25 protein-coding genes and 2 riboswitches are annotated in these 25,495 nt (G+C 74.2%); of the genes, 17 read left to right on the top strand and 8 right to left on the bottom strand.

The features are described from left to right. Positions 1-23: 23 nt before the first annotated feature. On the bottom strand, positions 24-752 hold the full coding sequence (locus ACFYOU_RS14120) for a hypothetical protein (protein WP_391305648.1): 729 nt from the start codon (positions 750-752) through the stop codon (positions 24-26). A 266-nt stretch (positions 753-1,018) separates the two neighbouring features. Then, entirely contained in the window at positions 1,019-2,308 is a 1,290-nt protein-coding gene (locus ACFYOU_RS14125; RefSeq protein ID WP_391305650.1) for an extracellular solute-binding protein, read from the bottom strand. Between the two features lie 201 nt (positions 2,309-2,509). On the opposite strand from ACFYOU_RS14125, the gene ACFYOU_RS14130 reads away from it, so the two are divergent. From ACFYOU_RS14130 to ACFYOU_RS14140, 3 genes are read left to right on the top strand one after another with little or no spacing between them, the layout of a single operon-like run. Then, positions 2,510-3,019: a helix-turn-helix transcriptional regulator gene (locus ACFYOU_RS14130; RefSeq protein WP_391305652.1), complete on the top strand. Its 510-nt coding sequence runs from the start codon at positions 2,510-2,512 to the stop codon at positions 3,017-3,019. Continuing rightward, positions 3,016-3,861 (top strand): ATP-binding cassette domain-containing protein, encoded by an 846-nt coding sequence (locus ACFYOU_RS14135; RefSeq protein ID WP_391305654.1) that lies wholly within the window; start codon positions 3,016-3,018, stop codon positions 3,859-3,861. Before ACFYOU_RS14130 ends, ACFYOU_RS14135 begins: the two co-directional genes overlap by 4 nt. Before the next feature lie 4 nt (positions 3,862-3,865). Next, positions 3,866-6,172: an FtsX-like permease family protein gene (locus ACFYOU_RS14140; RefSeq protein WP_391305656.1), complete on the top strand. Its 2,307-nt coding sequence runs from the start codon at positions 3,866-3,868 to the stop codon at positions 6,170-6,172. Positions 6,173-6,567: 395 nt separating this feature from the next. Here ACFYOU_RS14140 and ACFYOU_RS14145 read toward each other — a convergent pair whose 3' ends face one another. Next, complete coding sequence (locus tag ACFYOU_RS14145) at positions 6,568-7,152, bottom strand: rhodanese-like domain-containing protein (RefSeq protein ID WP_391305657.1); 585 nt, start codon at positions 7,150-7,152, stop codon at positions 6,568-6,570. A 102-nt stretch (positions 7,153-7,254) separates the two neighbouring features. On the opposite strand from ACFYOU_RS14145, the gene ACFYOU_RS14150 reads away from it, so the two are divergent. Then, positions 7,255-7,536 carry a metal-sensitive transcriptional regulator gene (locus ACFYOU_RS14150; protein WP_385494482.1) on the top strand — a complete coding sequence of 94 codons (282 nt, stop codon included), beginning with the start codon at positions 7,255-7,257 and terminating at the stop codon, positions 7,534-7,536. 65 nt (positions 7,537-7,601) lie between these two features. On the opposite strand, the gene ACFYOU_RS14155 is transcribed toward ACFYOU_RS14150, so the two are convergent. The 3 genes from ACFYOU_RS14155 to ACFYOU_RS14165 all read right to left on the bottom strand — a co-directional run bounded on the left by ACFYOU_RS14155 (position 7,602) and on the right by ACFYOU_RS14165 (position 10,961). After that, positions 7,602-8,351, bottom strand: a complete 750-nt coding sequence (locus ACFYOU_RS14155) for a TSUP family transporter (protein WP_391305659.1) — start codon at positions 8,349-8,351, stop codon at positions 7,602-7,604. Beyond that, positions 8,344-9,738, bottom strand: a complete 1,395-nt coding sequence (locus tag ACFYOU_RS14160) for a rhodanese-like domain-containing protein (protein WP_391305661.1) — start codon at positions 9,736-9,738, stop codon at positions 8,344-8,346. Before ACFYOU_RS14160 ends, ACFYOU_RS14155 begins: the two co-directional genes overlap by 8 nt. Before the next feature lie 212 nt (positions 9,739-9,950). Next, on the bottom strand, positions 9,951-10,961 hold the full coding sequence (locus ACFYOU_RS14165; protein ID WP_389767522.1) for an alcohol dehydrogenase catalytic domain-containing protein: 1,011 nt from the start codon (positions 10,959-10,961) through the stop codon (positions 9,951-9,953). 208 nt (positions 10,962-11,169) lie between these two features. On the opposite strand from ACFYOU_RS14165, the gene ACFYOU_RS14170 reads away from it, so the two are divergent. Beyond that, positions 11,170-11,604, top strand: coding sequence for a VOC family protein (locus ACFYOU_RS14170; protein ID WP_391305664.1), 435 nt, complete (start codon positions 11,170-11,172; stop codon positions 11,602-11,604). A gap of 165 nt (positions 11,605-11,769) precedes the next feature. Continuing rightward, positions 11,770-11,842, top strand: a riboswitch (cobalamin riboswitch). Between the two features lie 161 nt (positions 11,843-12,003). Next, positions 12,004-12,516 (top strand): DUF4430 domain-containing protein, encoded by a 513-nt coding sequence (locus ACFYOU_RS14175; RefSeq protein WP_391305665.1) that lies wholly within the window; start codon positions 12,004-12,006, stop codon positions 12,514-12,516. 33 nt (positions 12,517-12,549) lie between these two features. Here ACFYOU_RS14175 and ACFYOU_RS14180 read toward each other — a convergent pair whose 3' ends face one another. Next, a complete protein-coding gene (locus tag ACFYOU_RS14180) occupies positions 12,550-13,575 on the bottom strand; it encodes a ferric reductase-like transmembrane domain-containing protein (protein WP_391305668.1) in 1,026 nt (341 codons plus the stop codon). Positions 13,576-13,757: 182 nt separating this feature from the next. Here ACFYOU_RS14180 and ACFYOU_RS14185 point away from each other — a divergent pair, with 182 nt between their 5' ends. From ACFYOU_RS14185 to ACFYOU_RS14215, 7 genes are all read left to right on the top strand, one after another. Continuing rightward, a complete protein-coding gene (locus tag ACFYOU_RS14185) occupies positions 13,758-14,423 on the top strand; it encodes a hypothetical protein (protein WP_391305670.1) in 666 nt (221 codons plus the stop codon). A 61-nt stretch (positions 14,424-14,484) separates the two neighbouring features. Next, positions 14,485-15,120, top strand: a complete 636-nt coding sequence (locus ACFYOU_RS14190) for a sigma-70 family RNA polymerase sigma factor (RefSeq protein ID WP_385753506.1) — start codon at positions 14,485-14,487, stop codon at positions 15,118-15,120. A 148-nt stretch (positions 15,121-15,268) separates the two neighbouring features. After that, positions 15,269-15,396: riboswitch (cobalamin riboswitch) on the top strand. A 60-nt stretch (positions 15,397-15,456) separates the two neighbouring features. Next, positions 15,457-15,846 carry a (2Fe-2S) ferredoxin domain-containing protein gene (locus ACFYOU_RS14195; RefSeq protein WP_389767513.1) on the top strand — a complete coding sequence of 130 codons (390 nt, stop codon included), beginning with the start codon at positions 15,457-15,459 and terminating at the stop codon, positions 15,844-15,846. Between the two features lie 59 nt (positions 15,847-15,905). Continuing rightward, the gene (locus ACFYOU_RS14200; RefSeq protein ID WP_389767511.1) at positions 15,906-16,886 is read left to right on the top strand and encodes an ABC transporter substrate-binding protein; all 981 of its coding nucleotides are present in this window, start codon (positions 15,906-15,908) and stop codon (positions 16,884-16,886) included. Positions 16,887-16,918: 32 nt separating this feature from the next. After that, positions 16,919-18,001, top strand: coding sequence for a FecCD family ABC transporter permease (locus ACFYOU_RS14205; RefSeq protein WP_389767614.1), 1,083 nt, complete (start codon positions 16,919-16,921; stop codon positions 17,999-18,001). Continuing rightward, the gene (locus ACFYOU_RS14210; protein WP_391305672.1) at positions 17,998-18,846 is read left to right on the top strand and encodes an ATP-binding cassette domain-containing protein; all 849 of its coding nucleotides are present in this window, start codon (positions 17,998-18,000) and stop codon (positions 18,844-18,846) included. The genes ACFYOU_RS14205 and ACFYOU_RS14210 overlap by 4 nt, the downstream gene beginning before the upstream one ends. A gap of 53 nt (positions 18,847-18,899) precedes the next feature. Further along, positions 18,900-19,637 (top strand): (2Fe-2S)-binding protein, encoded by a 738-nt coding sequence (locus tag ACFYOU_RS14215; protein ID WP_391305806.1) that lies wholly within the window; start codon positions 18,900-18,902, stop codon positions 19,635-19,637. 59 nt (positions 19,638-19,696) lie between these two features. Here the strand turns inward: ACFYOU_RS14215 and ACFYOU_RS14220 are convergent, their stop codons facing one another. Next, positions 19,697-21,577, bottom strand: a complete 1,881-nt coding sequence (locus ACFYOU_RS14220) for an ATP-binding cassette domain-containing protein (protein WP_391305674.1) — start codon at positions 21,575-21,577, stop codon at positions 19,697-19,699. Positions 21,578-21,667: 90 nt separating this feature from the next. Here ACFYOU_RS14220 and ACFYOU_RS14225 point away from each other — a divergent pair, with 90 nt between their 5' ends. The 4 genes from ACFYOU_RS14225 (at position 21,668) to ACFYOU_RS14240 (ending at position 25,390) form a co-directional block, all read left to right on the top strand. After that, positions 21,668-22,237 carry a TetR family transcriptional regulator gene (locus ACFYOU_RS14225; RefSeq protein WP_391305676.1) on the top strand — a complete coding sequence of 190 codons (570 nt, stop codon included), beginning with the start codon at positions 21,668-21,670 and terminating at the stop codon, positions 22,235-22,237. Between the two features lie 183 nt (positions 22,238-22,420). Then, a complete protein-coding gene (locus ACFYOU_RS14230; protein WP_391305678.1) occupies positions 22,421-23,080 on the top strand; it encodes a helix-turn-helix domain-containing protein in 660 nt (219 codons plus the stop codon). Continuing rightward, the gene (locus tag ACFYOU_RS14235) at positions 23,077-24,426 is read left to right on the top strand and encodes an MFS transporter (RefSeq protein WP_391305679.1); all 1,350 of its coding nucleotides are present in this window, start codon (positions 23,077-23,079) and stop codon (positions 24,424-24,426) included. Before ACFYOU_RS14230 ends, ACFYOU_RS14235 begins: the two co-directional genes overlap by 4 nt. A gap of 67 nt (positions 24,427-24,493) precedes the next feature. After that, the gene (locus ACFYOU_RS14240) at positions 24,494-25,390 is read left to right on the top strand and encodes an alpha/beta fold hydrolase (protein WP_391305681.1); all 897 of its coding nucleotides are present in this window, start codon (positions 24,494-24,496) and stop codon (positions 25,388-25,390) included. Positions 25,391-25,495: the final 105 nt, after the last annotated feature.

Below are 25,495 nucleotides of genomic sequence, written 5' to 3' on the forward strand. Positions count from 1 at the left end.
TGCGGGTGGTCCCGCGGCGCACCTCACGCCGCCAACGGGGCCGCCCGGTGCCCGACCGGTCGCACGGTGAGCGTGTCGGCGCCCCACCGCACCTGGCGGCGACACTCCAGTCCGTGCCGGGCCAGGTGGGGCGCGAGCCGCTCCACCCGGGCGCGCAGGGCCCGCAGGCTCATGGGCCGGGCGGTGTCCCCCAGCAGCCAGCGCATGTCGTGGCAGCACAACGGGGAGCGCACCGCCAACAGGATCTCCATCAGCAGCGATTGGCTCCGGTAGGGCCGCAACGGCTCGCGCCGGCCCGGGTCCGGGCCCAGGTCGCGTCGCAACCAGCGCAGGTCCGCTTCGATGCGCGCGGCGATCGCGGTCTCGGCACTGTCCCGGCGCAGCACGTTGACCGCTCCGGCGGCGAGCAGCGCCGCACTGTCGACGCGGTGGGCCGTGGCCACCGCGACGGGCGCCAGGAGGCGCAACGACCGCACGCGTTGGACGAGTTCGTCCCCCGACTCGTGTCGTGGGGTGTCCAGCAGGGCGAGGACGCCGGGGGCCCGGTGCAGGTACTCGTAGCCGCGTTGGTCGCCCCAGCGGCGGACGATGAACCGGGGCGGACCGGCCCGGTGCAGCCGTCGGGCCCATTCGACGCTGGCGTCGACGTCCGGCGAGATGATCACCACGCGGGGGCCCGCGCTGGCCCGCGGGAGCCGGGGCAGCGGTCTCGGACGGGGCGGGGCGGTGACGCGGGGTGGGTCGATGGTCAACAAGGCGTCCTCCGTTCGGGCTCCGCGCGCGGGACCGGGGGCGTCCGGGGTGCACGGGGCACCCGTGACCACCGGAAGAATCCCTACCTACGTGTTAGGTACCCGACGGTTGCCGTGTCATGCGCCGCTTCCGTGGCCCGGACCGGCCGCGCGAGCGGCGAATCGCGGGCAGGTGGGCGTCGTCGGGGAAGGGTCCGCAGGTGGGCGTCGGGGGTCGGGGGTCTGGACGTGGCGCCCCTCAGCCCCGATCTTTACCTAACATGCATCTACTTCAGCAGGATGTCCCGTACCTCGCGGTCGAGTCGCCGCAGGGCGTCCTCGGGAGCGACCCGTCCGGTCAACGCCCCGTGGGTGACGGCGGCGATCGCCAGGCTCACCTGTTCGTAGCGGGCGCTCTTCATCCGCACCCGGGAGGAGGCGACGCTACGGGCGAGGACGGGCAGGTAGGGGTAGCGCCGCACCAGGGCGGGGTCGGTGTACAGCGAGGCCCGCACCGGCGGCAGCGCTCCTTCGGTGAGCACCCGTCGCTGGACGTCCTCGCTCAGCAGGTAGGCGAGCAGGTCGGCGGCGGAACGCGGGTGCGGGGAGCGGGCGTTGACCGCGAGGTTGGACCCGCCGAGCACGCCCTGGCCGGTGCCGTGGCGTCCGGGCAGGGGCACCACGCCGACCTTGCCCGCGACCGGCGAGCCGGGCGCGGACGACAGGGTGTGCACATAGGGCCAGTTGCGCAGGAACAGCAACTCACCGGCCTGGAAGGCCTGTCGCGAGCTCTCCTCCTTGTAGCCGAGCGCCGCTTCGGGGATCCAGCCCGCACGCAGCCCTTCGGTGAGGAACCGCAGCCCGGCGAGCGCGGCCGGAGTGTCCACGGTGACCTCGCCGTCAGGACCGGTGAGCGAGCCGCCCGCCGACTGGATCGCCTCGGTGACGTTGACGGTCAGGCCCTCGTACGGGAGGAGTTGACCGGCGTACCCGTGCATGCGGTACTTCCGGGACAGGGTCGACGCCTGCCGGGCCAGTTCGTCCCAGGTGCGGGGCGGTTCCAGGCCCTCCCGGTCGAGGACGTCCTTGCGGTAGTACAGCAGGGCCGCGTTGGTGACGTACGGGACGGCGTAGCGGCGGCCCCGGTAGGTGACGGTGTCGAGGACCGAGGGCAGCAGCGCGGAGTCGGGCACCCCGGTCCGGTCCACGGGGGCGATCCAGCCGTTGCCCGCGAACTCCGCCGTCCACGCCACGTCGATGTTGAGGACGTCGTAGCGGGCGCTGCCGGAGCGCAGGCTGTCCCGCAGTTGGGCGTGCACCTCGTCGGCGGCCTCCGGGAGTTCGACGAGTTCGACCCGCTCGGCGGGGCGGGCGCGGTTCCAGTCGGCGAGGACCTCGTGGAGGTAGCCGGTGAGGTCCCGGCCGGTGACCACGGTCAGCGGACCACGTCCGCCGGTCGCCCCGGCAGGGCCGCCCCGGGGCGCTCCGGAGGCCGTCGCCGCGGTCAGCACCAGCAGGGTCAGCAGCAGGACGCCGCAGATCCGGACCGCGCGCCCGCCGACGGCACCACCGCGCATCGTTTCCGCCCTCCGCCGGTCCGACTGCGGGAACCCCCCGCAACCGGTACGTTCCCACCGGTGCCGCACCAGGCATCATGTATACCTGCGGAATCGACGCGCCACCCACCGGTCGGCCACGGTCCGAGCGCGCGGGTGCCGGAGCGACCCGGCGGCCCCGGCAGCGCGTCCGCCCCACTCGCCTAGGAGGGACCCGGCACCGTGCGTCTACATCTGCTGGCGCTGCTCGCCGGTGGTCCCGCCCACGGTTACGAGCTGGGGCAGGCCCTGGAGAAACTCCTCGGCGCGGCGTACCCTCAGCCGAACATCGGGCAGATCTACGTGACGCTCGGCAGGTTGGAACAGGCGGGGCTCATCGAGGGGAAGCACGTGAGCCAGCCGGACCGGCCGGACAAGAAGATCTACGAGATCACCGTGGCGGGCCGGGAAGCGGTGGACCTCTGGTACGAGACCCCGTCCGAAGCGCCGCGCGTGCGCGACGACTTCTTCATGAAGCTGGCCCTCGCCCATCTGACCGGGACCGCCGACCAGATCGCGCTGATCCACCGTCAGCGACGGCACTACCTCACCCTGATGCGCGTCCTGTCCCGGTTGGAGCGCGCGGAGCAGGGCCCGGAGCAGCGCATCGCCCGGCTCCTCGTCGAGGGTGCGTCGCTGCACCTCCAGGCCGACCTCGACTGGCTGGAACGCTGTCAGGAGGAACTCGAATGAGCGTCAACGTCCCGGGCGCGGGTCCCGATGGCGGGAGGTCGACCGGGAGCGGTGTCCCAGCAGCCGGGCCCGACGGCGCGGAGGGTGCGTCCGCGGCCGGGGCGCCGCCGCTGCTGAGCGTGCGGGGCCTGACCAAGTCCCACGCCGGCGAGGCGGGTGTGGTGCACGCGGTCCGCGGGGTCGATCTCGACGTGGCGCCCGGGGAGTTCGTCGCGATCACCGGGACCTCGGGCGCCGGCAAGTCGACGCTCCTGCGGCTGTTCGCCGGTCTCGAACGTCCCGACGGCGGCACGATCCGGCTCGCCGGACACCGGGTCGACGCCCTGAGCGAGGCCCGCTGGGCGGTGTTGCGCCGCCGCCGGCTGGGGATCGTCTTCCAGTTCTTCAACCTGGTCTCCACGCTCACCGTGGCGGACAACGTGGAGATGCCCGCCCTGCTCGCCGGACGCGGTTCCCGTACGGGTCGCGCGGCCGTACGGGAGTTGCTGGGCGAGTTGGGCCTCACCGGCCGGGAGGACGCCCTGCCGGGTGATCTGTCGGGCGGTGAGCAGCAACGCGTCGCCCTCGCCCGCGCCCTGGTCAACCGGCCCGACCTACTGCTCGCGGACGAGCCCACCGGCAGTCTGGACAGCCGGGGCACCCGTGAGGTGGTGCGGCTGCTCACCGAGTTCCACGCGGCGGGTCAGACGATCGTCCTGGTCACCCATGACGCACGGGTCGCGAGCGCCGCCGAGCGGGTGCTGACCCTCAGCGACGGTCGGATCGTGGACGAGATCCGTCTCGGCGACGACCCCGGGTCCGACGCCTGCGGTGCCGCCGGACTCGTCGAACTGGCGGAGTGAGCCGGTGCGGGCCCTGGGACGCTGGGCGTGGGCCGATCTGCGCACCCACCGGGGCCGGGCGGCGACGCTGACGCTGGCGACGGCGGGGGTGATGGCGGCGCTGCTGCTGTCGGCGGCGCTCCTCCAGTTCGCGGCGAGCCCCTGGCAGCAGGTGTTCACCCAGACCCGCGGCAACCACGTCTGGTTGCGGCTCGGTCCCGGTGCCGAGACCCGTCCGCTGTCGGACCTCCCCGGGGTGGAGAGCGTGTCCGGTCCCTACGGCACCGTCCCGGTGACGGCACGGAGCACCACGGCGCGGGCCGCGCTCGAACTGCGGTCGGTGCGGCCCGACGGACCGACCGGGCGGGAACGACGGTTCCTCACCGGACGGTGGTTGTCCGGTGCGCCCGGCGAGGCGGTGCTCGACCGGGCCACCGCCGAGGCCTTGTGGGCGCGCCCCGGTGACGACCTCCGGATACGGGCCGCGGGCGCGCCGCCGGGCGTCCTGCGGGTCGTCGGGGTCATGACCTCGTCGGAGGCGGGGTACACCGGCGACGCCCGGGCCCAGCGCCCGGGCACGGCGTGGACGGCGGCGGGCACGGCCGCCCGCTACGCCGCGGGGGGCGCGCCCGGGCGGACGGTGGGCCTGCGGCTCGCCGATGCGACGGACACCGACTTCGTGGTGCAGCAGGCGGTGGCCGTGGCGGGCCCGGAGCACGTGGTGCGCGTCTCCACCTGGCGGGAGGCGCGGGCCGCGGCGGCGGCGGAACACCGGCTGTCGGGGCGGTTGCTCCGGGGGTTCGGCGTCGGTTCGCTGGTGGCGGCGGCGCTCGCGGTGACCGGCGGGGTCAGTGGCCGGATCAGGGGGCAGGTCCGGGACATCGCGGTGCTCAAGGTCATCGGCATGACGCCGCGTCAGGTCGCGGTGATGTTCGTCGCCCAACACGCGGCGTTGGCCCTGGTGGGGGTGGTGCTCGGGGGTCTGCTGGTGCGTGCGGTGGGCTCATGGGTGCCGGGGCCGCTCGGCGAGGCGGTCTCGTACGGGGTGGGCCTCCCGAGCTCCGTGCCGGGGGCGGGGGCGATCGGCGCGGTCACGGTGGCGGTGATCGCGGCGGCGACCGCGTTCTCCGCGTGGCGGGCGGCCCGGGTCCCGCCGAGCCCGATGGCCCGCACGGCCCGGCCGCGGGCGCGCCGCATGTCGCGCCCGGCCCGTCGCGCGCTGCGCCGGGGCGTGCCGCCGCACCTGGTGCTCGGCTGGCGCGGGGCGACGCACCGCGGCGCGCGGTTCACCGGGTCGGTGGTGCGGCTCGCGGTGCCGATCATGCTGATCACCGTGGCACTGGCCGCGCTCTCCACGCTGGAGGCGCTGCGCAGCGGCAGCGGTGGACAGGTGAACCCGGCGCCCCCGCTGACCGTCCGGCCGGGCGCGGCGGCCGGGCAGGTCGCCCGGATCGCGGAAGACTCCCGGGTGCGGGCCGTGTACCCGGCGGCGGAGGTCACGGCCCTGATCCCCGGGCAGACCCGTTCGGTGACCCTGCGCGGGCTCGGTACCGCGGCCCTCCCCTATCCGTTCGTGACGGTGGAGGGGCGGGCCCCGCTCGCGCCCCACGAGGCCGTGGCCGGGCAGGGCCTGCTCGACGCGACGGGCACCGGGGTCGGTGACTGGGTGCGGCTCACCGTCGGCGGGACCCCGCACATCCTGCACGTCGTGGGCCGTTCGATCGAGCCGGAACACAACGGACAGGTCATCACCACCACCCTGGACACGCTGCGGGCGGGCGGCACCGCGGGCGCCCCGCAGTCGTACGCGGTGCTGCTGCGCCCCGGCGCCGACCCGGACGCGGTGGCCCGCTCGCTGCGGGCGGCCCTGCCCGGTGCCGACGTCCGGCGGGGGCCGTCCGCCCCGGCACCGGCCGCATTGGTCACCGGGGTGCTGGGCGGGCTGATCGGCGTCCTCGGGCTGGTCGCGGTGGTGGAGTTGGCGGGGTCGGTGAGCGCCTCCGTCCGGCACCACGGCCGTGAGCTGCCCGCGCTGCGCGCGCTGGGCCTGACGCCACGTCAGCTGGTGGGGGTGATCGTCACGCACTGTGCGGTGACCGCCGTCGCGGCGACGGCCGTCGGGACCGCCCTGGGTCTGCTGCTCGCCGGGCCGCTGATCGACGCGGAGGGCCACGGCAGTGGGGTGGGCGCCGGCATCGCCGTGCTGCCCGCGGTGTCCTCCCTGGCGCTCGACGCGGCCGGACCGGTGTTGGCGGCGGTCGCGCTGGCCCTGGTGCCCGCGGTGCGTGCGCAACGCCGTCGCGCACCGGACCCGACGGCGCCGCCGGGGTGACCCGACCCGGCCGCCCCGCGGGACGGTCGCCGGCGCGGTTCCGCCCGGGTCAGACGGCCGGCCGGAGCCCGACCGGCCGTGTCGTCCCGGCTACCGGTGCGTCGCGACCGACCCGCACGGGATCGATCTGCACGGGACCGACCCGGACGGGACCGTCAGGCACGGGACCGTCGCGCACCGGTGAGGGAACACGCACGAGCACGTCACCGCGGGCGGACGTCACCTTCGGGAAACAGCAGGCGGCCGCCGGGGCGGGCCGAGCGGGCCGTCGGGTGCACGGCGTCGAGTTGCGCTGGCGCACGCCCGAGGGCCGGTCCGGCGCGCTGGCCCCGGACGCCGGGGCGTGACCCCCGCCCCGGGTGGCGGACGGTCCGCCCGCCGCCCGGGGTCCGGGACTACTCCGCGGGCGCGGTGCGGGTGCGCAGCGTCGCGCGGGCGGTGTCCAGGTCACAGGCGCGGGAGCGGTTGTGCGGCAGCCGGGACAGGACCGTGGCCATCCCGCAGGTGTTGGTGACCGCCGAGAACACCAGCCCGCCGGCGATCCCCGCGGAGGCCCAGCGCGCCCCGGACCAACGGCGCCCGGCGAGCAGCCCGGCGAGCACCAGCGTGCCGGCGGCCAGGCGGACCTGGCGTTCCATCGCCCAGACCGCGCGGCCGCCCTCCGGCCGGTCGAGGTCGTACCCGAGGCGGGCCCACTCGGTGGTGCCGCCGGTGAGCGTCGCGGCGGCCACGCCTTCCTCGGCGAGCACGGCGCACGCCTGCACGGAGCGGTTCCCGGAGGCGCAGACGACGAGCAGGTCGCCCCGGTCCGCGGCGTCCCGGAGGTCGGGCAGGGCGGCGCGCAGGTCGTCGAGGGGGATGTTGAGGGCGTACGGGAGGTGGCCCGACGCGTACTCCCCGGGGGTGCGCACGTCGATCACGGTCAGCGCGCCGAGCCGCTGGGCGGCCTGGTCGGGGGTGAGTGCGGGGGATGTCGTCACGGTGTCGTGTCCTTCCATCGGTGGTACTGGGGTGGTGGTGATTCCGGTGTGCCGCGCCCCTCCGGTAGAATACCCGTAGGGGTATATCGAACGGAGTCTGTCGTGGAACTGGCTTTGGCGGCCGAGGAATTGAAGACCGTGGTCAACCGGCTGCGCCGGGCCCAGGGTCAGATCACGGGAGTGATCAAGATGATCGAGGAGGGCCGGGACTGCGCCGACGTGGTCACCCAGCTCGCCGCCGCGTCCCGCGCCCTGGACCGGGCCGGGTTCGCGATCATCGCCACAGGCCTCGAACACTGTCTGACCGACGAGAACATGTCCGCCCCGGAGGACCGGGAGCGGATGCGGGCCCGGTTGGAGAAGCTGTTCCTGTCCCTGGCCTAGGTGCCGCGGCCGACGCCGAGGTCCGGCGCCCGGCGACGGCGACCGGGAGGCCGCCCGGCGGGGGGTCATCGGACCGCGTCCACGAGCATCAGCAGGGCGACCGCGAGCAGCACGCCCGCGAACACCCGGTGCAGTACCGCCTCCGGCAGCTTCGCGCCGAGCCGCTTCCCGTCCCACGCGCCGAGCACGGCCGCTGCCGCGAAGGGGCCCACGACCGCCCAGTCGACCCCCGTCGCCGTGCCCCCGCGGGCGGCGAGCGCGACCAGTGCGTTCACGGAGACGACCAGCAGGCTCGTCGCGACGGCGGCACGGATCCGGAACGCCAGCACCCCCGTCAGTGCCGGTACGGCGAGGAATCCCCCGCCGACTCCGAGCAGCCCGGTCAGCGCCCCCAGCCCGGCGCCCGCCGCAACCACCTTCACCGGTTGCACGGCGGTGGCCGTGGGGGCGGCCGGCGGTACCGGGCGCAGCATCCGCAGTCCGGCGAGCCCGGCGACCAGCCCGAAGGCGGCCGTCAGCAGGGCGGCGGGCAACCGCGCCGCGAGCACACCGGCGAGCGCCGCCGGGAGCGCTCCGGCCGCGGCGAGGAGGAGGCCGCCGCGCCATTGGACGGCACCGGTGCGCGCATGTGCGTACAGGGCCGTCAGCGAGGTGGCGGAGACGATGAGCAGGCTCGCGGTGGTCGCCTCGACGGGGGTGAAGCCGAGCAGGTAGACCAGTGCGGGAACGGCGATGATGCCGCCGCCCGCGCCGAGGGCGCCGAGGGTGATCCCGACGGTGCCTCCGGCGAGCAGGGCGAGGATCAGTTCACTCACCGCGGGACGCGTCCGTCCCGGTGAGCGAGGCCCGCACGGCCGCGTCGAACCCGTCGTCGACGGCGACGACCGTGCGCCCCGCGGCGTCGAGCAGGGACGCCGCGATCGCGGCCCGCATCCCGCCCGCGCAGTGCACCCACACCACGCCCGGCGGCACCTCGGCCAGCCGGCCGCGCAGTTCGTGGAGGGGGATGTGGACCGATCCGGTGACGGCGCCCGCCGCCCGCTCGGAGTCCCGTCGGACATCGAGGACCACCGGGTCGGCCCCCGCACCGCCCGTGGCGTCGTCGGCGCGCGCCGCGGCCAGTTCGGCGAAGGTGGCGCGCGGGAAGGCGGTCAGGGAGTCGCCCTCGCGCACCCAGGTTCGGGGGTCGCCGGTCGCCGCGGCGGCGGGCCGGTCCACTCCGACCCGGACCAGTTCCCGTTGGGCGGCGGCGATCTGCTCCGGCGTCTCGGCGAGCAGGGTGACGGGCTTGCCCCACGGGATCAACCAGGCCAGGTAGGTGGCGAGCCGGCCGTCGCCCTCGAAGTTCAGCGTTCCGGCGACGTGACCGCGGGCGAAGGCGACCCGACCGCGCAGGTCGACCACCCACTCCCCCGCGGCGAGCCGGGCGGCTATCTCGTCCGCGTCGGCGGGGCGCGGCGGGGTCAGGTCCACGGGGGCGGGGCCTGCGGCGTTCGCGGGGCCCATGTGCGCGTAGTACGCGGGGACGTCCTCCAGACCGGCCAGGAGTTCGGCGACGAAGGTGTCGGCGTCCTGGGTCAGCGCGGCGTTGACGAGGCGTTCGGTGCCGATGGTGGAGGCCGAGCCGCCGCCCGGGCCCGAGGAGCAGAAGCTTCCGAAGCCGTGGGTGGGCAGCACCGCGACGTCGTCGTCGAGGGTGTCCGCGAGTCGGTGGGCAGAGGCGTGCTGCGCCCGGGCCAGCTCCGTCGTGAGGCGGGGTTCCACCAGGTCGGGGCGGCCGACCCCGCCGATGAGGAGCGAGCCCCCGGTGAACGCGGCGACGTCACGCCCCTGCTCGACCAGCACGTACGAGGTGTGGTGGGGGGTGTGGCCCGGGGTGGCGACGGCCCGGAGCACCAGGCCCTCGTCCACCTGGACGGTGTCGCCGTCGCTGACGGGCGTGCGGGCGAAGGAGACCGAGGCGGCGGCGGGCACCAGGTAGTGCGCCCCGGTGACCCGGGCCAGCTCCAGCCCTCCGGTCACGTAGTCGTTGTGCAGGTGCGTCTCCACGACGTGGGCGATCCGTACGCCCCGGCGTGCCGCCGCGGCGATGACCCGGTCGATGTCACGCGGCGGGTCGACGGCCACGGCCGCGTCCGGGCCGCCCGCCAGATAGCTGCGGTTGCCCAGGCCCTCGAACTCCAGGGTGTCGACGAAGAACACGGCTGCACACTCCTCTCGCTGTACCCCCCGGGGTATCCATACCTGCACCCTAACAAATACCCAGGGGGGTATAGAACGACCCCGGAGCTGCCGGCTCGGAACAGCGCGCAGGAACCCGGGACGGCCGGAAGGACCGCTGGTGGGAGGGGTGGGAGGCAGCACTAGGCAGGGGCGGGGGCACGAGGAGCAGGGACCGCGCCTCACCCGGCCGGTCAGAAGGTGAAGACGATCCTCGCCCGTACGTCCCCCGCCAGCACCTGGGCGATGGAGTCGTTCACCGACTCCAGGGGCCTCGTCTCGCGGATGACCCGGGTGCGCCCCGCCGCGTGCAGCCGGAAGACCTCGTCCAGGTCCTGCCGGGTTCCGACGATCGACCCGAGCACGGCGGTGCCGCCCAGTACCGTTTCGAAGATCGGCACCTTGATCGTTCCGCCCGCGGGCATGGCGACCATCACCAACCGGCCGCCCCGCCTGAGCCCCGCGTTCAGCGCACCGAACGCGGCCTCGTTCACGGCGAGGGCGAGCCCGATGTGCGCACCCCCGTGGGCGCGCAGCACCTCCGCCGGGTCCTCGGTGGCGGCGTTGACGAGGATGTCCGCGCCGAGGGAACGGGCGAGGGCGAGCTTCTCGTCGGTGACGTCGATCGCCGCGACGGTCGCCCCGGCGATCTTGGCGTACTGCACCGCGAGGTGGCCGAGCCCGCCCACGCCCGAGATCGCGACCAGTTGGGCGGGCCGCACCCCGCCGACCTTGAGCGCCTTGTACGTGGTCACTCCCGCGCAGGTCAGGGGTGCCGCGTCCCGGGGGTCGACGCCGTCCGGCACCGGGCGCGCGAAGTCGGCCCAGGCGAGCATCTTCTCGGCGTACCCGCCGTCGGTGCCGTACCCGGTGTTGACCTGCTGCTCACAGAGCGTCTCCCAGCCCGACAGACAGTGCTCGCAGCGCCCGCAGGCCCAGCCGAGCCAGGGCACGGCGACCCGGTCGCCGACACAGAGGTGGCTCACCCCGTCACCCAGCGTCTCCACGGTTCCGACGGCCTCGTGGCCGGGCACGAACGGCGGCGTCGGCTTCACCGGCCAGTCACCGTGCGCCGCGTGGATGTCGGTGTGGCACAGGCCCGACGCCTCGACGGCGATCAGTACCTGTCCCGGGCCCGGCACGGGGTCGGGCCGCTCCTCGATGACCAGGGGTTCACGGAACGCACGGACCACGGCAGCTTTCATGACGGCCTCCCGCTTCCATCGTGCGCGGAGTGCCGGCGGGGGGCATCCGGACGGCACCCGCCGGGCCCGGTCATCGCCGGGCCCGGCGAGACGACGGAGCGGCCGCTGCCTCGCCGCGCCGGTCGGGCGGCGTTGTCAGTGGCTCGTGGCACGCTGGGCGGATCCGGCAACACGCGCCGCACGAGCGGCAGTTACCGAGGAGGCCGTCATGGATTGGACCTTGGAACTGGTCGTGGTCCCCGTCGCCGACGTGGACCGCGCCAAGGAGTTCTACGCGGACCGCTGCGGCTTCACGGTCGACCACGACACGGCACCGGGTCCAGGGGTGCGCATCGTCCAGCTCACCCCACCCGGCTCCCGCTGTTCGATCGTGATCGGCACCGGCGTCCCGCCCCTGCCCGGCACCGCGGTCACCGCGCCGGGAGCCCTGCACGGGCTCCAGCTCTGCGTACCCGATCTGCGGCGGGCGCACGCCCAACTCGCGGAGCGGGGCGTCCCGGTCGGCCCGCTGAGCCATCTGGGCGCCGAGGGCTGGGTCGAGGGGTACGCGGAGGAGGCGTGGAGTTCCTTCTTCCCGTTCGCCGACCCGGACGGCAACGGTTGGGCCGTCCAAGAAGCGCCGACGCCCCTCGCGCAACGCTGAGCACCCCGGGCCTCCTGCGCCCCACCCGTCGCGCCGCACGGTCGCGGTGACGGCAGTGCGCCGCACCGGAACCTCCCGATCACCGGACCCGGGGGGCCCGACGGCCGTACGATGCCCCTGTTCGGCGCGGGCCGCCGGACACCACAACGGCATGGGGGACGTCCGGGGGAAGCCGGTGGGAATCCGGCGCTGACCTGCAACCGTGTGCGGCACTGCGGTGCCGTGAGTCGGAGCGCCCGGAGTTCCCCGTACACCGCTTCCCTCTGTCATGGTCTGCGGAGGTGGAGCCCTGGCGTCCCGCGCACCGGCCGCCCGTCCATGAGGAGAGGGACGGACGGGTCAACGCAGGGGGAAGTGCGGGGCCTTCACCCCGTGGGCCCGTACCCGCCAGGAGGCCCCATGCGTCACCACCTCTTCCGTCGCACCGCCGTCGCCGCGGCCCTGCTCGGTCTCGTCCTCACCGGCGCCCCCGCGCTGGCCGCCCCCGGCACCGCGCCCGCCGCGGGGAGCACCCTGACGGCCGGGACCAACACCCCGGTGAAGGTCACGCTGACCGTGCGCGGGCCCGACGGGGTGCTGTTCCGGGGCAAGATCCGGACGAAGGGCCACGACGTCACCCCGACCACCGGCGGCACCCAGCGCTGCGACGGCACGAACGGCGGCGCCCACCCCAGTGCGGTGCCCACGCCGACGGCCGCCCTCGACGACGCGGCCCGCAAGCGCGGGTTCGCCTGGGACGGCACCTGGTACCCGTCGTTCGAGGACTACTTCGTGCAGTCCATCAAGAACGTCGAGGGGGGCGCGACCGCCTACTGGAACATCTCCGTGAACGGGACGCCGACCCCCGTCGGCGGCTGCCAGTTCAGAATCCACGCCGGGGACCGGGTGGCCTTCACCTGGACCGCCCTGTAACCCTCCGGCGCCGACCCCGGAGCGGCCCCGGCATCAGCCGTGTTCGGTGTGGCTGGACGTGGTGTCGGCGGGCGGCTCGGTGCGTCCGCCGTCCCGGCCCGTGACCAGGACGGCCACGAGCACCCCGAGGACGGCGACCACGGCCAGCCGCCCGCCCAACCGCAACGTCCAGACGGCCTTGGCCCCCGACCGGACACCGGGGGCCGCGAGCCGCTGGGAACGCCGGGCCGGGCTCATCAGCCGCGCCAGGAACAGTGCGGCGACGGGGAGTTGGAGCAGCCACACCGTGGTGCGGAACCAGCCGTCGTACCACACGTTCGTGCCGTACAGCAGGGTGTGCCAGACGCTGAGGACGTACACCACGAGGACGAAGCGGTGCATGACCCGCCAGGCCCTGGCGCCGATGCGGTGCCGGACGTAGAAGAGCAGACCGAGGGGGATCGCGAGGTAGAGCGCGGCCTGACCGACGGGGATCGCGATCCGGCCGGTTCCGGAGGCGTAACCGCCGGGCACGAAGGCCTCGACGAAGGCCGTGGCGGTGCCGGCGTACCAGGCGTCGGTGTCGTGCCGGACCAACTCGGCGGCGAACAGCAGTGCATGAGCGGCGATCAGCGCGATGGTGTTGATGCTCGTGGTGCGGTGGAGCCGTTCGAGGCGGGGGCCGGACAGGGGCAGCCAGCTCGGGCGGGGGCCGGACAGCAGCAGTCCGAGGACCACGGTGCCCCAGGCCCACAGCAGCGCGGACCAGCCGAACGCCTGGCTGAGGAAGTACATCCAGAAGGCACCGGTGTCGGCCATGAACGGCATCACGGTGAGCGTGGACGAGGTTTCGGCCTCGATCCGGACGTAGAGCAGCACGAAGACGGCGCCCGTGACGAGCAGGGCGAAGGAGCCGTCGAGGACCCCCGCCCGCAGGTCGCCGCGGAGGGTCACCCGGGGGCGGGGCGGCGTCGACACGCCCGACGGTCCGGGGTTCGTACCTGCGGCGGGCGGGGGCTCGGTACCGGGCGCAGCACGGTCGTTTGTGGGGTTCACGGCGGGCGGCTCCGCTTCTGTCACGTGTCAATGAGGTCGCGCACGACCGGGTGGGGCCGGTCGCACACGTAGTCGGATGCGGAGGGCGGAAAGTTCCCGGGAGCGGGTAGTGACATGGGTCACGACACACGGTGTCCACAAACGGGGGCGATCGCGCCAACTGTCCGGTCAAAGCCCTTACCCGGGACCCGTATCCCACTGGCACCATGACTCTCATGGGAGCCGGAACCGCACTCCGCCTCACGCACACGACGATCCTCGTCGCCGTGTGCGTCGTGGTGTCCGGGCTCGGCCACGCCCTGGCGTCGGGGGTCTCGCCCTCGCTCCAGGGGTACGTGATCGCGGTTCCCCCGGTGTCCCTGCTCGCCTGGCGCCTGACCCGCCGGGAACGGTCCGCGGGTGCGGTGATCGGGGCGAGCGCCGGGGCCCAGGTCATGCTGCACGCGCTGTTCGGTCTGACCCACGGGCCGGGCGGCACGGGCCACGGGGTCCACACGGCCCATCCGCGCCCCGTCACCACGGACGGCACGGGTCTGGCCGGGAGCACCGCGCTCGCCCTCTTCCGCTCCCTGCGCGGCCTGTTCGACCTCTCTTCGGTCACTTCGGGCATGGCCAGCGCGCACGTGCTCGCGGGTGCGGTGTGCGGCTGGTGGCTGTGGCGGGGGGAGCGCTCGCTCGCCCAACTCGGCCGGGCGCTGGCGTTGTTCCTCGGGGGCCTGTTGCGGTTCGCCGTGGCCGCCCTGTGCGGGGCGCAGGTCCTGCCGGCGGCGACGCCCGCCCCGGTCGAGCGTCGCGCGTCCGACCGCCTCCCGTCTCCGCTCGCCCTGTTGCGCGCGGCCCCTCGACGAGGGCCCCCTCTTTTCGCGTCCTGAGGTTTTGTCCACTTATTTCACCTTTGACGGGTTAAGTCCCGGACGCGAAGGGCGATTTGTCATGCCTTATTCACCTGGAGAAGGCGCACGATCCACCCGCAGCGGCGCTGCCGCCGCCCGGCACGCACACCGCGACGCGGAGATCACCACCTGGGCACTGGCCGCCGGCCTCGGCGACCAGCGCGCCGCCGAACTCTTCGTCCACGCCACCTATGACGACGTACGGCGGTTCGTCGCCCATCTGACCACCGATGTACCGGGTTCGGAGGACCTGGCCCAGGAAACCTTTCTGCGCGCGCTGACCAGCCTCAGCGGATTCGCTGGACGCTCCTGCGCACGCACCTGGCTGCTGGCGATCGCCCGCCGGGTCGTCGTGGACCGGCTGCGCCGGGCCTCCGCACGGCCCAGGATCGCCGACAGCGCCGACTGGCTGACCGCGGCGGAGCGCGCGCAGCCCCGCCACCTCCCCGGCTTCGAGGAATCGGTGGCCTTCATGGACGCGCTCGACTCGCTGGAACCCGGACGGCGCCAGGCGTTCGCCCTGACCCGGCTCCTCGGCCTGTCCTACGCGGAGGCCGCGGAGGCCCTCGACTGCCCCGTGGGAACCATCCGCTCCCGGGTGGCACGTGCCCGTCGGGACCTGGCCGCCAGCTGGCTGGAGCAACCCAGCGGAGCCCCCGCCCTCGTGGCGGCCTGACCGCCCTCCCGGTGCGGGCGGCGCTCGCCGCGCGCACCGGGACCGGCCCGCTCCCCCGTTCCGCCCGTGTGACCTGCGCAGCAACCGCGCCCCAGGCATGGGTTCCGGGCGCCGGGTCTGTCATGATGACGCGGAAAGGCGACGGCGGAACGAGGAAACCGGTGTGAATCCGGTGCGGTCCCGCCACTGTGATCGGCGAGCGAACCCCGAACGGCCCACTGCCCCTATGCGGGTGGGAAGGGCGGGGCGAGCGGTGACCCGAGAGCCAGGAGACTCACGCGGTCGCCTCCTCGACAGAACTGGGGCGGATCTCCCCAGAGGGGAGCGTGAGTCGGAATGCCCGAAGGGCCGCTGGCCGACGATCCGGTACCGTGCCGGGTCGTGGTGTGCCGGGACTGCTGCTGCGGCAGCGCGAAGGTGACCGGAGTCGATCACTCCGCGCAGGTGGCGCGGCTGAGCGAGGCGACCTCCGTGACGGTCGCCGCCTGCCTGGACGTCTGCGATCAGGCCAATGTGATCGTCGTCCGCCCGTCGGCCGCCGGACGCGCGGCCGGGGCGCGTCCCGTCTGGCTCGGCCTCGTCAACGACTCCGCCGCGACCGAGGACATCGTCTCCTGGGTCCGCGCCGGCGGTCCGGGGGTCGCCGCACCACCGGACGTCCTCGACCTCTACGTCTTCACCCCGCCGCGGCGGGTCCGTACCGCGCAGTCCGACGCGACGCGCTGAACCCACGAACCGACCGCGGGCGGCGCCGTGCCGTCCGTGGTGAGAGGACCGACCACACCATGGCCAGACGCTCCGTCGCCCTGCTCGCCGCAGCCGCCTTCCTGATAGCGGGTTGCGGTGGCGGTGGCACCGACGAGAAGACCGACGGCGCGGCCTCCGCGCCCGAGGGCTTCCCGGTCACCGTCACCAACTGCGGGGTGAAGACGACGTACCAGCGTCCCCCGCAGCGGGCGGTCTCCCTGAACCAGCACGCCACCGAGGTGCTGTTGGCGCTCGGACTGGAGAAGTCCATGGTGGGCACCGCCTACTTGGACGACGAGATCCTGCCCGAGTACGCGGACGCCTACCGCGGCATCAAGGTCCTCGCGGACGAGTACCCGTCCTTCGAGGCGCTGCTCGCCGCCGAACCCGACTTCGCCTACGCGGGGTTCGCGAGCACCTTCGACGAGCAGGAGGGCCGCAGCCGCGCCGCGCTGACCAAGGCGGGCGTCAACTCCTACCTCAATGTGGAGGAGTGCCCCGAGGGTCCGGTGACGATGGACCAGATCGAGACGGAACTCCGCTCGATCGGGAAGATCTTCGGGGTGAAGGACCGCGCCGAACGCGAGGTCAAGAAGGTCCGCACGACGCTGAGCGGTGTCGAGGGGAAGCTCAAGGGCGTCGACCCGGTCGAGGTGTTCGTCTACGACAGCGGCGACAAGACGGCGTTCACCGCGGGCGGTGCCGGCATCGGCAACGAGATGATCAAGGAGGCGGGCGGCCGGAACCAGTTCGACGACCTGGACAAGCAGTTCGGCGACGTCTCGTTCGAGCAGGTCGCCGAGCGGGCACCGGAAGCCGTCGTCATCTACGACTACGGGGACAAGACCGTCGCCGAGAAGAAGAAGTTCCTGCTCGCGCACCCCGCGTTGAAGGACGTCCCGGCGATCAAGAACAAGCGGTTCGCGGTGCTGCCGCTGTCCTCGACGGTGCTCGGCGTCCGGGTGCCGGCCGGGGTGTCGGACCTCGCCCGTCAGCTGCACCCGGACCGCTTCCAGTGACCGGCGCGCCCCGGACGGCCGGGGCCGGTGCGCTGCACACCACCCGACGGGACCCGGCCCCGTCGCCCGACTCGTCGGAGGTCCGGACGGGTCGGGCCAAGCCGCCGTACGCACTGGTCCTCGTGCTGCTGGCCGCCCTGGTGGCGGTGGCGGGTACGGCGGGCGTCGCCGTCGGCTCGGTCAACGTCCCCGCGGGCCAGGTCTGGAGCATCCTGCTGCACCGGGTGCACCCGGGACTGGCCGAGGCGACCTGGACCCCGGTGCGGGAGACGATCGTCATGGACGTGCGGCTGCCGCGCGTCCTGCTGTGCGCGGTGGTCGGCGCCGGACTCGCCGTCGCCGGGACCGCGCTCCAGGCCCTGGTCCGCAATCCGCTGGCCGATCCGATGCTGCTCGGGGTCTCCTCGGGCGCCTCGGTCGGCGCGGTGAGCGTCCTGGTGTTCAACCTGACGGCGTTCGGCCTGGTGACCCTGCCGCTGGCGGCGTTCTGCGGGGCGCTCGCCGCGCTGATCGCCGTGTACTTCCTCGCCCGGTCGGGCGGGCGGATGACCACCATCCGTCTGGTGCTCGCGGGCGTCGCCACCGCCGAGGTGCTGTCGGCGCTCGCCAGCTTCCTGATCGTCACCTCCAACGACCCGCACAAGACGCAGTCGGCGCTGCGCTGGATGCTCGGCGGGCTCGCCGGGACCACGTGGTCGATGCTGTGGATACCGGCCGTGGTCGTGCTCGCCGGCACGGTGGTGCTGCTCGGGGTGAGCCGTCCGTTGAACCTGCTGCTGGCCGGCGAGGAGGCGGCGACCGCGCTCGGGCTCGACGTGCACCGCTTCCGAGCGGCCATGTTCACCGTCGTCGCCCTGATGATCGGCACCATCGTCGCGGTCAGCGGTCAGATCGGCTTCGTCGGCCTCATCATGCCGCACGTCGTGCGGCTGCTGGTGGGCGCCGACCACCGCCGGGCGCTGCCCGCCGCCGCGCTGCTGGGCGCGGCGTTCCTCATCGCCGCGGACCTCGCGGCACGGACCTTGATGAGCCCCGAGGAGGTCCCGGTCGGCATCCTCACCGCACTGGTCGGCGGCCCCTTCTTCCTGTGGCTGATGCGACGGAGGACGTCATGACGGCGCCGATCGAGAAGGAGGGCGCGCAGCTGCCCGGCACGGCCGTGCCCGGCGCCCTGGAGATCGAGGACGTGACGGTCGCCGTGGGCGGCCGGGCCCTGGTCACCGGGGTGTCGCTCCGGGTGGCCCCGGGTGAGGTGCTCGGACTCGCGGGCCCCAACGGCGCGGGGAAGTCCACCCTGCTGCGCACGGTGTACCGCACGCTGCGGCCCACCTCGGGGCGGGTGCTGCTGGACGGCGAGGACGTGTGGCGCATGCCCGGCAAGCGACTGGCGAGGCAGCTGGCCGCCGTCCTCCAGGAGAGCGCGGGGGACTTCGAACTCACCGTGTACGACGTGGTGGCGATGGGGCGCACCCCGCACAAACGGGCCTTCGCCGGCGATGACGCCGACGACCGGGCCGTGATCGCCTCGGCACTGGCCCGCCTCGACGTGGACGGGCTCGCGGACGCGCCCTTCAACCGGCTCTCCGGTGGGGAGAAGCAGCGCGTCCTGATCGCCCGCGCCCTCGCCCAGCAGGCCGGCACGATGGTCTTGGACGAGCCGACCAACCACCTGGACCTGCGCCACCAGTTGGACGTGCTGCGGCTGGTGCGGCACCTCGGCGTCACCACGGTCGTCGCCCTGCACGACCTGAACCTCGCCGCCGCCTTCTGCGACCGGCTCTGCGTGCTCGCGGCCGGTCGGGTCGTCGCGCTCGGCCCGCCGGCGGAGGTCCTCACCCGGGAGTTGCTGTCCGAGGTGTACCGGGTGGAGGCCGAGGTCGACGCACATCCGGTCACGGGGGTCCCGCACATCACCCTGGTGACCGGGGACGAGGGTCCGACCCGGGCGTTCCGCCCGTGACGGGCTCCCGGCACCCGGTCGGGCACCGCCGGGCGGACGAGCGCCCGGACGCCGTGGACCCCGGCGAGCCGGACGCCCCCGTCGACCCCGGCCACCCCGGCGAGGCGACGGCCCCGCCGGCCGAGGTCGCCGCGGCCCTGCGCGACGTGGCGGAACTCGGCGGCTTCTTCTCGGTCCGGGTGGGTGGACCCGACACCGGCTGGCACTCCCTCGGGGAGGCGTACGCGCGCGGCGTGCCCGATCTGATCGCGGCGACCACGGCCCGCCACCGCAGCGAGGAACCGCGGGTCGCCGCGTCGATCACCCAGCTCGGGCAGGCGGCCCGGCTGTGGTCACCGCTCCTCGCGTGCACGGTGCTGCACGGCATCGTGCCCGATCTGTCCCGTCTGCAACGCGCCGACGAAGGGCCGGCGCTGCGGCTGCCGCGGGCCACCGGGCGGTACGCGGCCCGGGTCCCGCGACTCGTGGACGAGCTGTACGACACGGTGGTGACCCGGCGGCTGGACGTCTTGCGCGCCGGGCTCCCCGTCAAGGTGTCCCCCCGGCTCCTGGACGGGAACGCCGCCTCCGCGCTGGTCGAGGCGGGGCGGGCCGTCCTGGCCGCCCGGCCGGGCGTGCGCGGGCGGCTGGAGCCCCTGGTGGACCGGCTGCTGGGCACGGGCCGCCTCACCGGTACGGGTTCGGTCACCGGCCCGGACCTGACGTTCCGACGGCGCAGTTGTTGTCTGTACTACCGGGCCCCGGCAGGGGCGAAGTGCGGGGACTGCGGTCTGGCGGAACAGCAGCCCTGACCTCCCGGGTCGGCCGCCCGGCGACCTGACCGCTCCCGGTCACCGCCCGGCCCACCCGGTCACCGCCCGGCGCGGCCCGCGTACTCCACGGACGGCTCGGCGGTCGCGGGCCCGGTCATGTGCAGCGCCTCGACGAGGTCCCGGTAGAGCCGGTCGCTGCGCAGGAGTTCCCGATGGGTGCCGACCGCGCGGATGCCGCCCTCCTCCATCACGACGATCCGGTCGGCGCCGACGACCGTGGACAGCCGGTGGGCTATGGACAGCACGGCCGCACGGTCCGCGTGGGCACGGACGTGTTCGGTGATGGCGGCCTCCGTCAGGGCGTCGATCTGGGCGGTGGCCTCGTCCAGGAGCAGGACGTCCGGCGCGTGCAGCAGGGCCCGGGCGAGGGCGACGCGTTGGCGCTGGCCACCGGAGAGCGAGGTCGGACTCAGCTCGGTGTCGAGTCCGTCGGGCAGCGTGCGGACGTGGTCACCGAGCCGCACCTCGTCCAGGGCGCGGTACAACTCCTCCTCGGTGGCGTCCGGGTGGGCGAGCAGCATGTTGTCGCGGACCGACCCGGGGACGAGCGGGGTGTCCTGCTCCACGTAGGCGAAGCGACGGCGGATGTCGGCGACCGACAGGTCCGCGTAGTCGGTGCCGTCGAGCCGGAGCCGGCCGTGCTCGGGGTGGACGAAGCGCAGCAGCAACGAGAACAGGGTCGTCTTGCCGGCGCCGGAGGGGCCGACGATCGCGGTGTGGCCGCGGGCCGGGATGTCGAGGTCCACCCCGCGCACGGCGGGTTGCCCGCCGGGTGCGTAGCGGGCGGTGATCCCGCGGAGTTCGATCAGCGGGCGCCCGCCGTCTTCCTCCGGGCGCACGGGGACCGCCGCCGCGGCCGTGGCGCCCGGGCGGCGTGTGTCGGGCACCTGCTCCGCCTGCCGTTCGAGGGGGACGTCCTCGACCTCGCGGATGCGCGCGGCGGCGGCGATGCCCGACTGGAGCGCGGTCACGTGGCCGGAGAGTTCGGTGACCGGTCCCATGAGTCCGAAGGTGTAGAGGAGGAAGGCGATCAGGCTGGAGACCTCCAGGCTCCCGTTGGAGACCCGCCAGGCGCCGAAGCCGAGGATGCCGATCAGCGCGAGTTGGATGCCGCCGTAGGCGACGGTCCAGGCGACCGCCTCGCGCCGCACGGAGTTGACGCCGTGTGCGGCGGCCGTCCGGGCGTGGCCGACGATGCGTTCGGCGACGCGGGCCTCGGCGCGGGCCGCCTTGACGGTCCGCAGGGCGCGCAACGCCCCTTCGAGCGCCCCGCCCATGCTGCCGAGGGCTGCCTGCGCCTTCTCCTGTTCGGTGGCGATCTTCGGCATCAGCAGCAGGAAGACGGCGGCGATCAGGACGACGGCAGCGACCGTGACCGAGAGCAGCACCAGGTCGAGCACGCCCATCAGCACGAGGGTGCCGACCAGGAGCACCCCGCCGTTGATCAGGCCGACGATGCTGGAGGAGGCGGCCTCGCGCAGCAGCACGGTGTCGGAGGTGACGCGGGTGGTGAGTTCCCCGGTGGGGCGCGCGCTGAGCGGGAGCAGGGCGGCGCGGAAGTAGCGGCGCACGACGGACTCGCGGGCGTCCAGCACGATCCGTTCGGCGACGGTGCCGAGCAGGATCGTCTGCCACAGCCCCACGACCGCTCCCATGACGAGGAGGCCGAGCAGCACGGTGATCGGCCAGGCGAGTCGCATGTCGCCGCCCAGCGAGTCGAGCACCAGTTTGGTGGTCATCGGGGTGGCGAGTTCCATCGCCGAGCCCAGGAGCGCGAGGAGCAGCCCGAGGGCGAGGCGCCGGCGGTGCGGGCGGGCGAAGCTCCCCAGAATCCGTAGCCGGGCGAAGGCACTGCCCTTCGCGGCTGCCGGGACGGGCGCCGGTCCTTCCGTGGTCGGGGAGGTGGTCGAAGAGGCCACCGGTTCATTAAATCGGTCATCCATGACCCAGATAAGAGCACGGCATAGCAATATCCGGCAACTGATTACCCGCACCGATACACTGGCCCCGTGCTGAAACAGATGCCTCCGGAGGAGTCCCGCACCCGGTCACGAACCCGCCGGGCGATCCTCGACGCCGCCGTCACGGTCTTCAGCGAGGACCGCTCCGCGCCGTTGAGCCAGGTGGCCGACGCCGCCCAAGTGGCCCGCAGCACGCTCCAGCGCTACTTCGCCGACCGCGCCGCCCTGCTCGCCGCACTCTCCGCGTACGCGTCCGAGCAGATCGACGAGGCCACCCGGCAGGCGCGGACTGATGAGGGTCCTCCCCTGGACGCCCTACGCCGCCTCATCCACGAGCTGTTCGACCTCGGGGACATCGTGATGCTGGTGAGCCCCGGCTGGGAGGACGAGCAGGACGGGGACACCGAGTCGGCGACGGACGTCGCCCTACACGCGCTCCTGGCGCGCGGTCGGGCGGAGAAGGCCCTGGACGACCGACTCACCGACACATGGATCGTGCAGGTGCTGTGGGTGACCCTGTACACGGCCTGGACCTACGTCCGCGACCACGGCGCCACCAAGCACGACTCCCTGGCCGCCTGTCTGACCACGCTCACCAAGGCGGTCCGCGCCGAGTAGCCCCACCGGGCACCCCGGGCCGCCACCCGATCCCCCCTCGGACCCGCCCACCTCAGACCCGCCCCCTCGGACCCGGCACCGAACGAGGTCCGACGCCCCGCGAGACCCGGGCGTAGAAATTCTCCCAAATAAATTCTGCAAAAATACTTTGGGAAACTGTCGGGAGCGTCCTATGCTCGATGAGTGACCAGTCAAGAGCACCACCGCGTCCTGGACCCCGAGACGGACGCCGCCGCCCTCAAGGCCCTCACCCACCCCTTGCGGACGCGCCTGCTCGGTCTGCTGCGCCAGTACGGGCCCGCCACCGCGAGCGAGTTGGCCGTGCGCACCGGGGAGTCCTCCGCCTCCACCAGCTACCACCTGCGGGTCCTGGCGAAGTACGCCTTCGTCACCGAGGCCGAGCACCGGGACGGGCGGGAACGCCGGTGGCGCGCGGTCCATGCGGTCACCTCCTGGAGCAACTCCGCCATGGGTGCCTCGCCTGGGGGCCGCGCCGCCGTCAGCGCGCTGCGCCGGCGCCAGTTGGAGCACCTCGCCAGCTCGCTGACCCGGCACGAGGAGGACATGGAGGCGGGCCGGCTCGGGGAGGAGTGGCGCGAACCCTCCGGGATCACCGACCTGCTCCCCCGACTCACCCCCGAGTCCGTGACCGAACTGTGGCTGGCCTTCGAGGAACGGCTCGCCGAACTGACCGCCCGGGACGCCGAGGACCCGCGCGCCCGACAGGTCGTCCTCATCACCGCCGGCCTCCCGCTCGCCCCCGAGCCACCCGCGCCGCCCGCCCCGCCCACGACCGGGGCGACGGAAGGCGCCACGGAACCGGACACCGAGGAGCACCGGTGAGCGCCCCCGGCGGCATAATCGCCGGGCCGCGGATCGACCCCCGGTCGGCCCGCCGCCGCTACGTCACGACCTGCGCGCTCTTCTGGCTGCCCATGGGGCTGACGATCGCACCGCTCGTCCTCCTCTTCACCGAACGCGGCATGGCCCTCACCGCCGTCGCGGGCTTCTTCCTCGCGCACTCCCTCACCGCCGCCGTGCTCGAACTGCCCACCGGCGGTCTCTCCGACGTCATCGGCCGCCGGGCGGTCCTCGCCGCCGCCGGACTGCTCAACGCCGCGGCCTTCACCCTCCAGGCGCTGTCCACCACGGCCTGGGCACTCGCCCTGGGCATGGCACTGATGGGTGCGGGCCGCGCCCTGTCCAGCGGCCCCGCCGAAGCCTGGTACGTCGACGCCGTCCAGGCGTCCCGGGGTCCCGACGCCGAACTGCGCACCGGTCTGGCGCGCGGTGGTGCGGCGACCTCCGCGGCCCTCGCCCTCGGCACCCTGATCGGGGGTGCGCTGCCCTGGCTACTGGACCTCGGCCCGGGCGACCGCATCGCCTCGGCCACCTCGGACCTGGTGCTGCCGCTGTCCGCGCCCCTGCTGCTGGGCACCGTCGTCGTCCTGTGCTTCACCGGATACGTGCTGACCGCGCTGCGGGAACCCCCGCGCGCCCCGGTGACCCTGCCCGGCGTGTTGCGGGGCGTGCCCACGACCGTGGCCGAAGGACTGCGGCTCGGCGGGCGCAGCACCCTGGTCCGACGGGTGCTGTGGAGCACGGCGGCGATCGGTGGCGCGCTCGCCACCACGGAACTGCTCACCCCGGGGCGGGTGGCGACGCTGACGGGCGCTCCGGAGTCCGGCACGCTGGTGTTCGGCGCGCTCTCCTGTGCCGGCTTCGCGTGCTCGGCCCTCGGCAGTCACCTGGCCCCGCCGGTCGCCCGACGTGCCGGCAGCGGACAGCGGGCGGTCCTGGTGGCCCTGGCCACCGCAGCGGTCGGGCTGTTGCCGCTCGGCGTGACCGCCGCCGTCTCCGGTCCGCCCGCCTGGGCGCTGGGTGCCCTCGGCTACGGGCTGCTGTACCTGGGGCTGGGGGCGGCGGGCCCCAACCAGAACGAACTGCTGCACCGCGCGGTGACCTCGTCCGGCCGGGCCACCGCCCTGTCCGTGCAGTCCCTGGCCCTCCAACTGTCCGGCGCGGTCACCGGCCTGCTCGTCGCGTCGCTCGGGGTGGGCCCGTTGCCCTGGCTGCTCGCCACGGCCCTGCTGCTCACGGCTGCCCTGTTGTGGTGTCGGGCACCGGAACGGGACGTGCCGCCGGCCCCCTCCGCACCGGTGCCGGAGACCATCCGGACGGCAAGTTAGGGTTACCTCACCCAATCTGACGCGGGGTCATGTGGTCCCCGGGCACTGATGCGTGGAGGACGAACGGATGCGGCAGGACCGGACGGCGACCGGAGCGGAGCACACGGCGCGGCACACCCAGGGGGTCGTGGGCCGGGCCCGCACCCGTGACGGCCGCACCCTCTACTACCAGCGGCGGACCGCGAGGCCGCCGGGCGCCGCGGCGACGGTGGTGTTCGAGGGCGGACTGGCGGCGAGCCGCTCGTACTGGGCGCTCGTCCAGGAGGAGCTCGCGGACGACGCCGACACCGTGGTGTACGACCGCAGCGGCCTCGGCCGCAGCCCGCGCGGCCGGGCGCCGCGCACCCTCGAACGGCTGGCCCGGGACCTGGGCGACCTGCTGGACCACCTGGGGCCGGGGCCCTTCGTCCTGGCGGGTCACAGCTGGGGCGGTCCGGTGGTCCGGGTGGCCGCCGCGGCGGCCCCCGGGCGGATCGCAGGGGTCGTCCTGGTCGACGCCACGGACGAGGCGTGCGAGCCGCTGTTCGACCCGGCGTCCCGCGCGCTGGAGCGTGCGGCCCAGCGCAAGAGCGCGGAGCTCGCCCGTACGGGTCAACTCGGGCCCGCCTTCCGTCCGCTCACCGACGCGCTGCCGCCCGACGCCGGGACCGACATGCGTCGGGAGGGCTTCACCCCGCGGGCCATGCGCACCCGTGGCGCCGAACTCGCGGCGGTGACGGACGGTCTGCGGTCGCTGCTGGAGCGGCCCCCGCAGTTGGGGGACGTGCCGGTGACGGTGGTCTCGGCGGCGCTGGAGACCCCCGGGATGGCGCCCGAGCTGCGGGCGGCCCTCGACGCGGCCCATGCGCACCGTGCCGCGGAGTCCCGCCGGGGGCGTCACGTCTACGCCCTGCGCTCCGGCCACATGGTCCCCGTGGGCGAGCCCCGGATCATCGCCGAGGAGATACGTCGTCTGCTCGGGTGACGGACGCCGGAGCCGGCACGAGCAGCGCCGGCGCCGCGACCCCGAGCGGGCGGGTTCCGCGCCTCCGCCGGCGGGGCGGTGCTGCACGATCACCCCGTCGTCTTC

Source organism: Streptomyces sp. NPDC005955, assembly GCF_042871255.1.
In the GTDB taxonomy this organism is placed as follows: domain Bacteria; phylum Actinomycetota; class Actinomycetes; order Streptomycetales; family Streptomycetaceae; genus Streptomyces.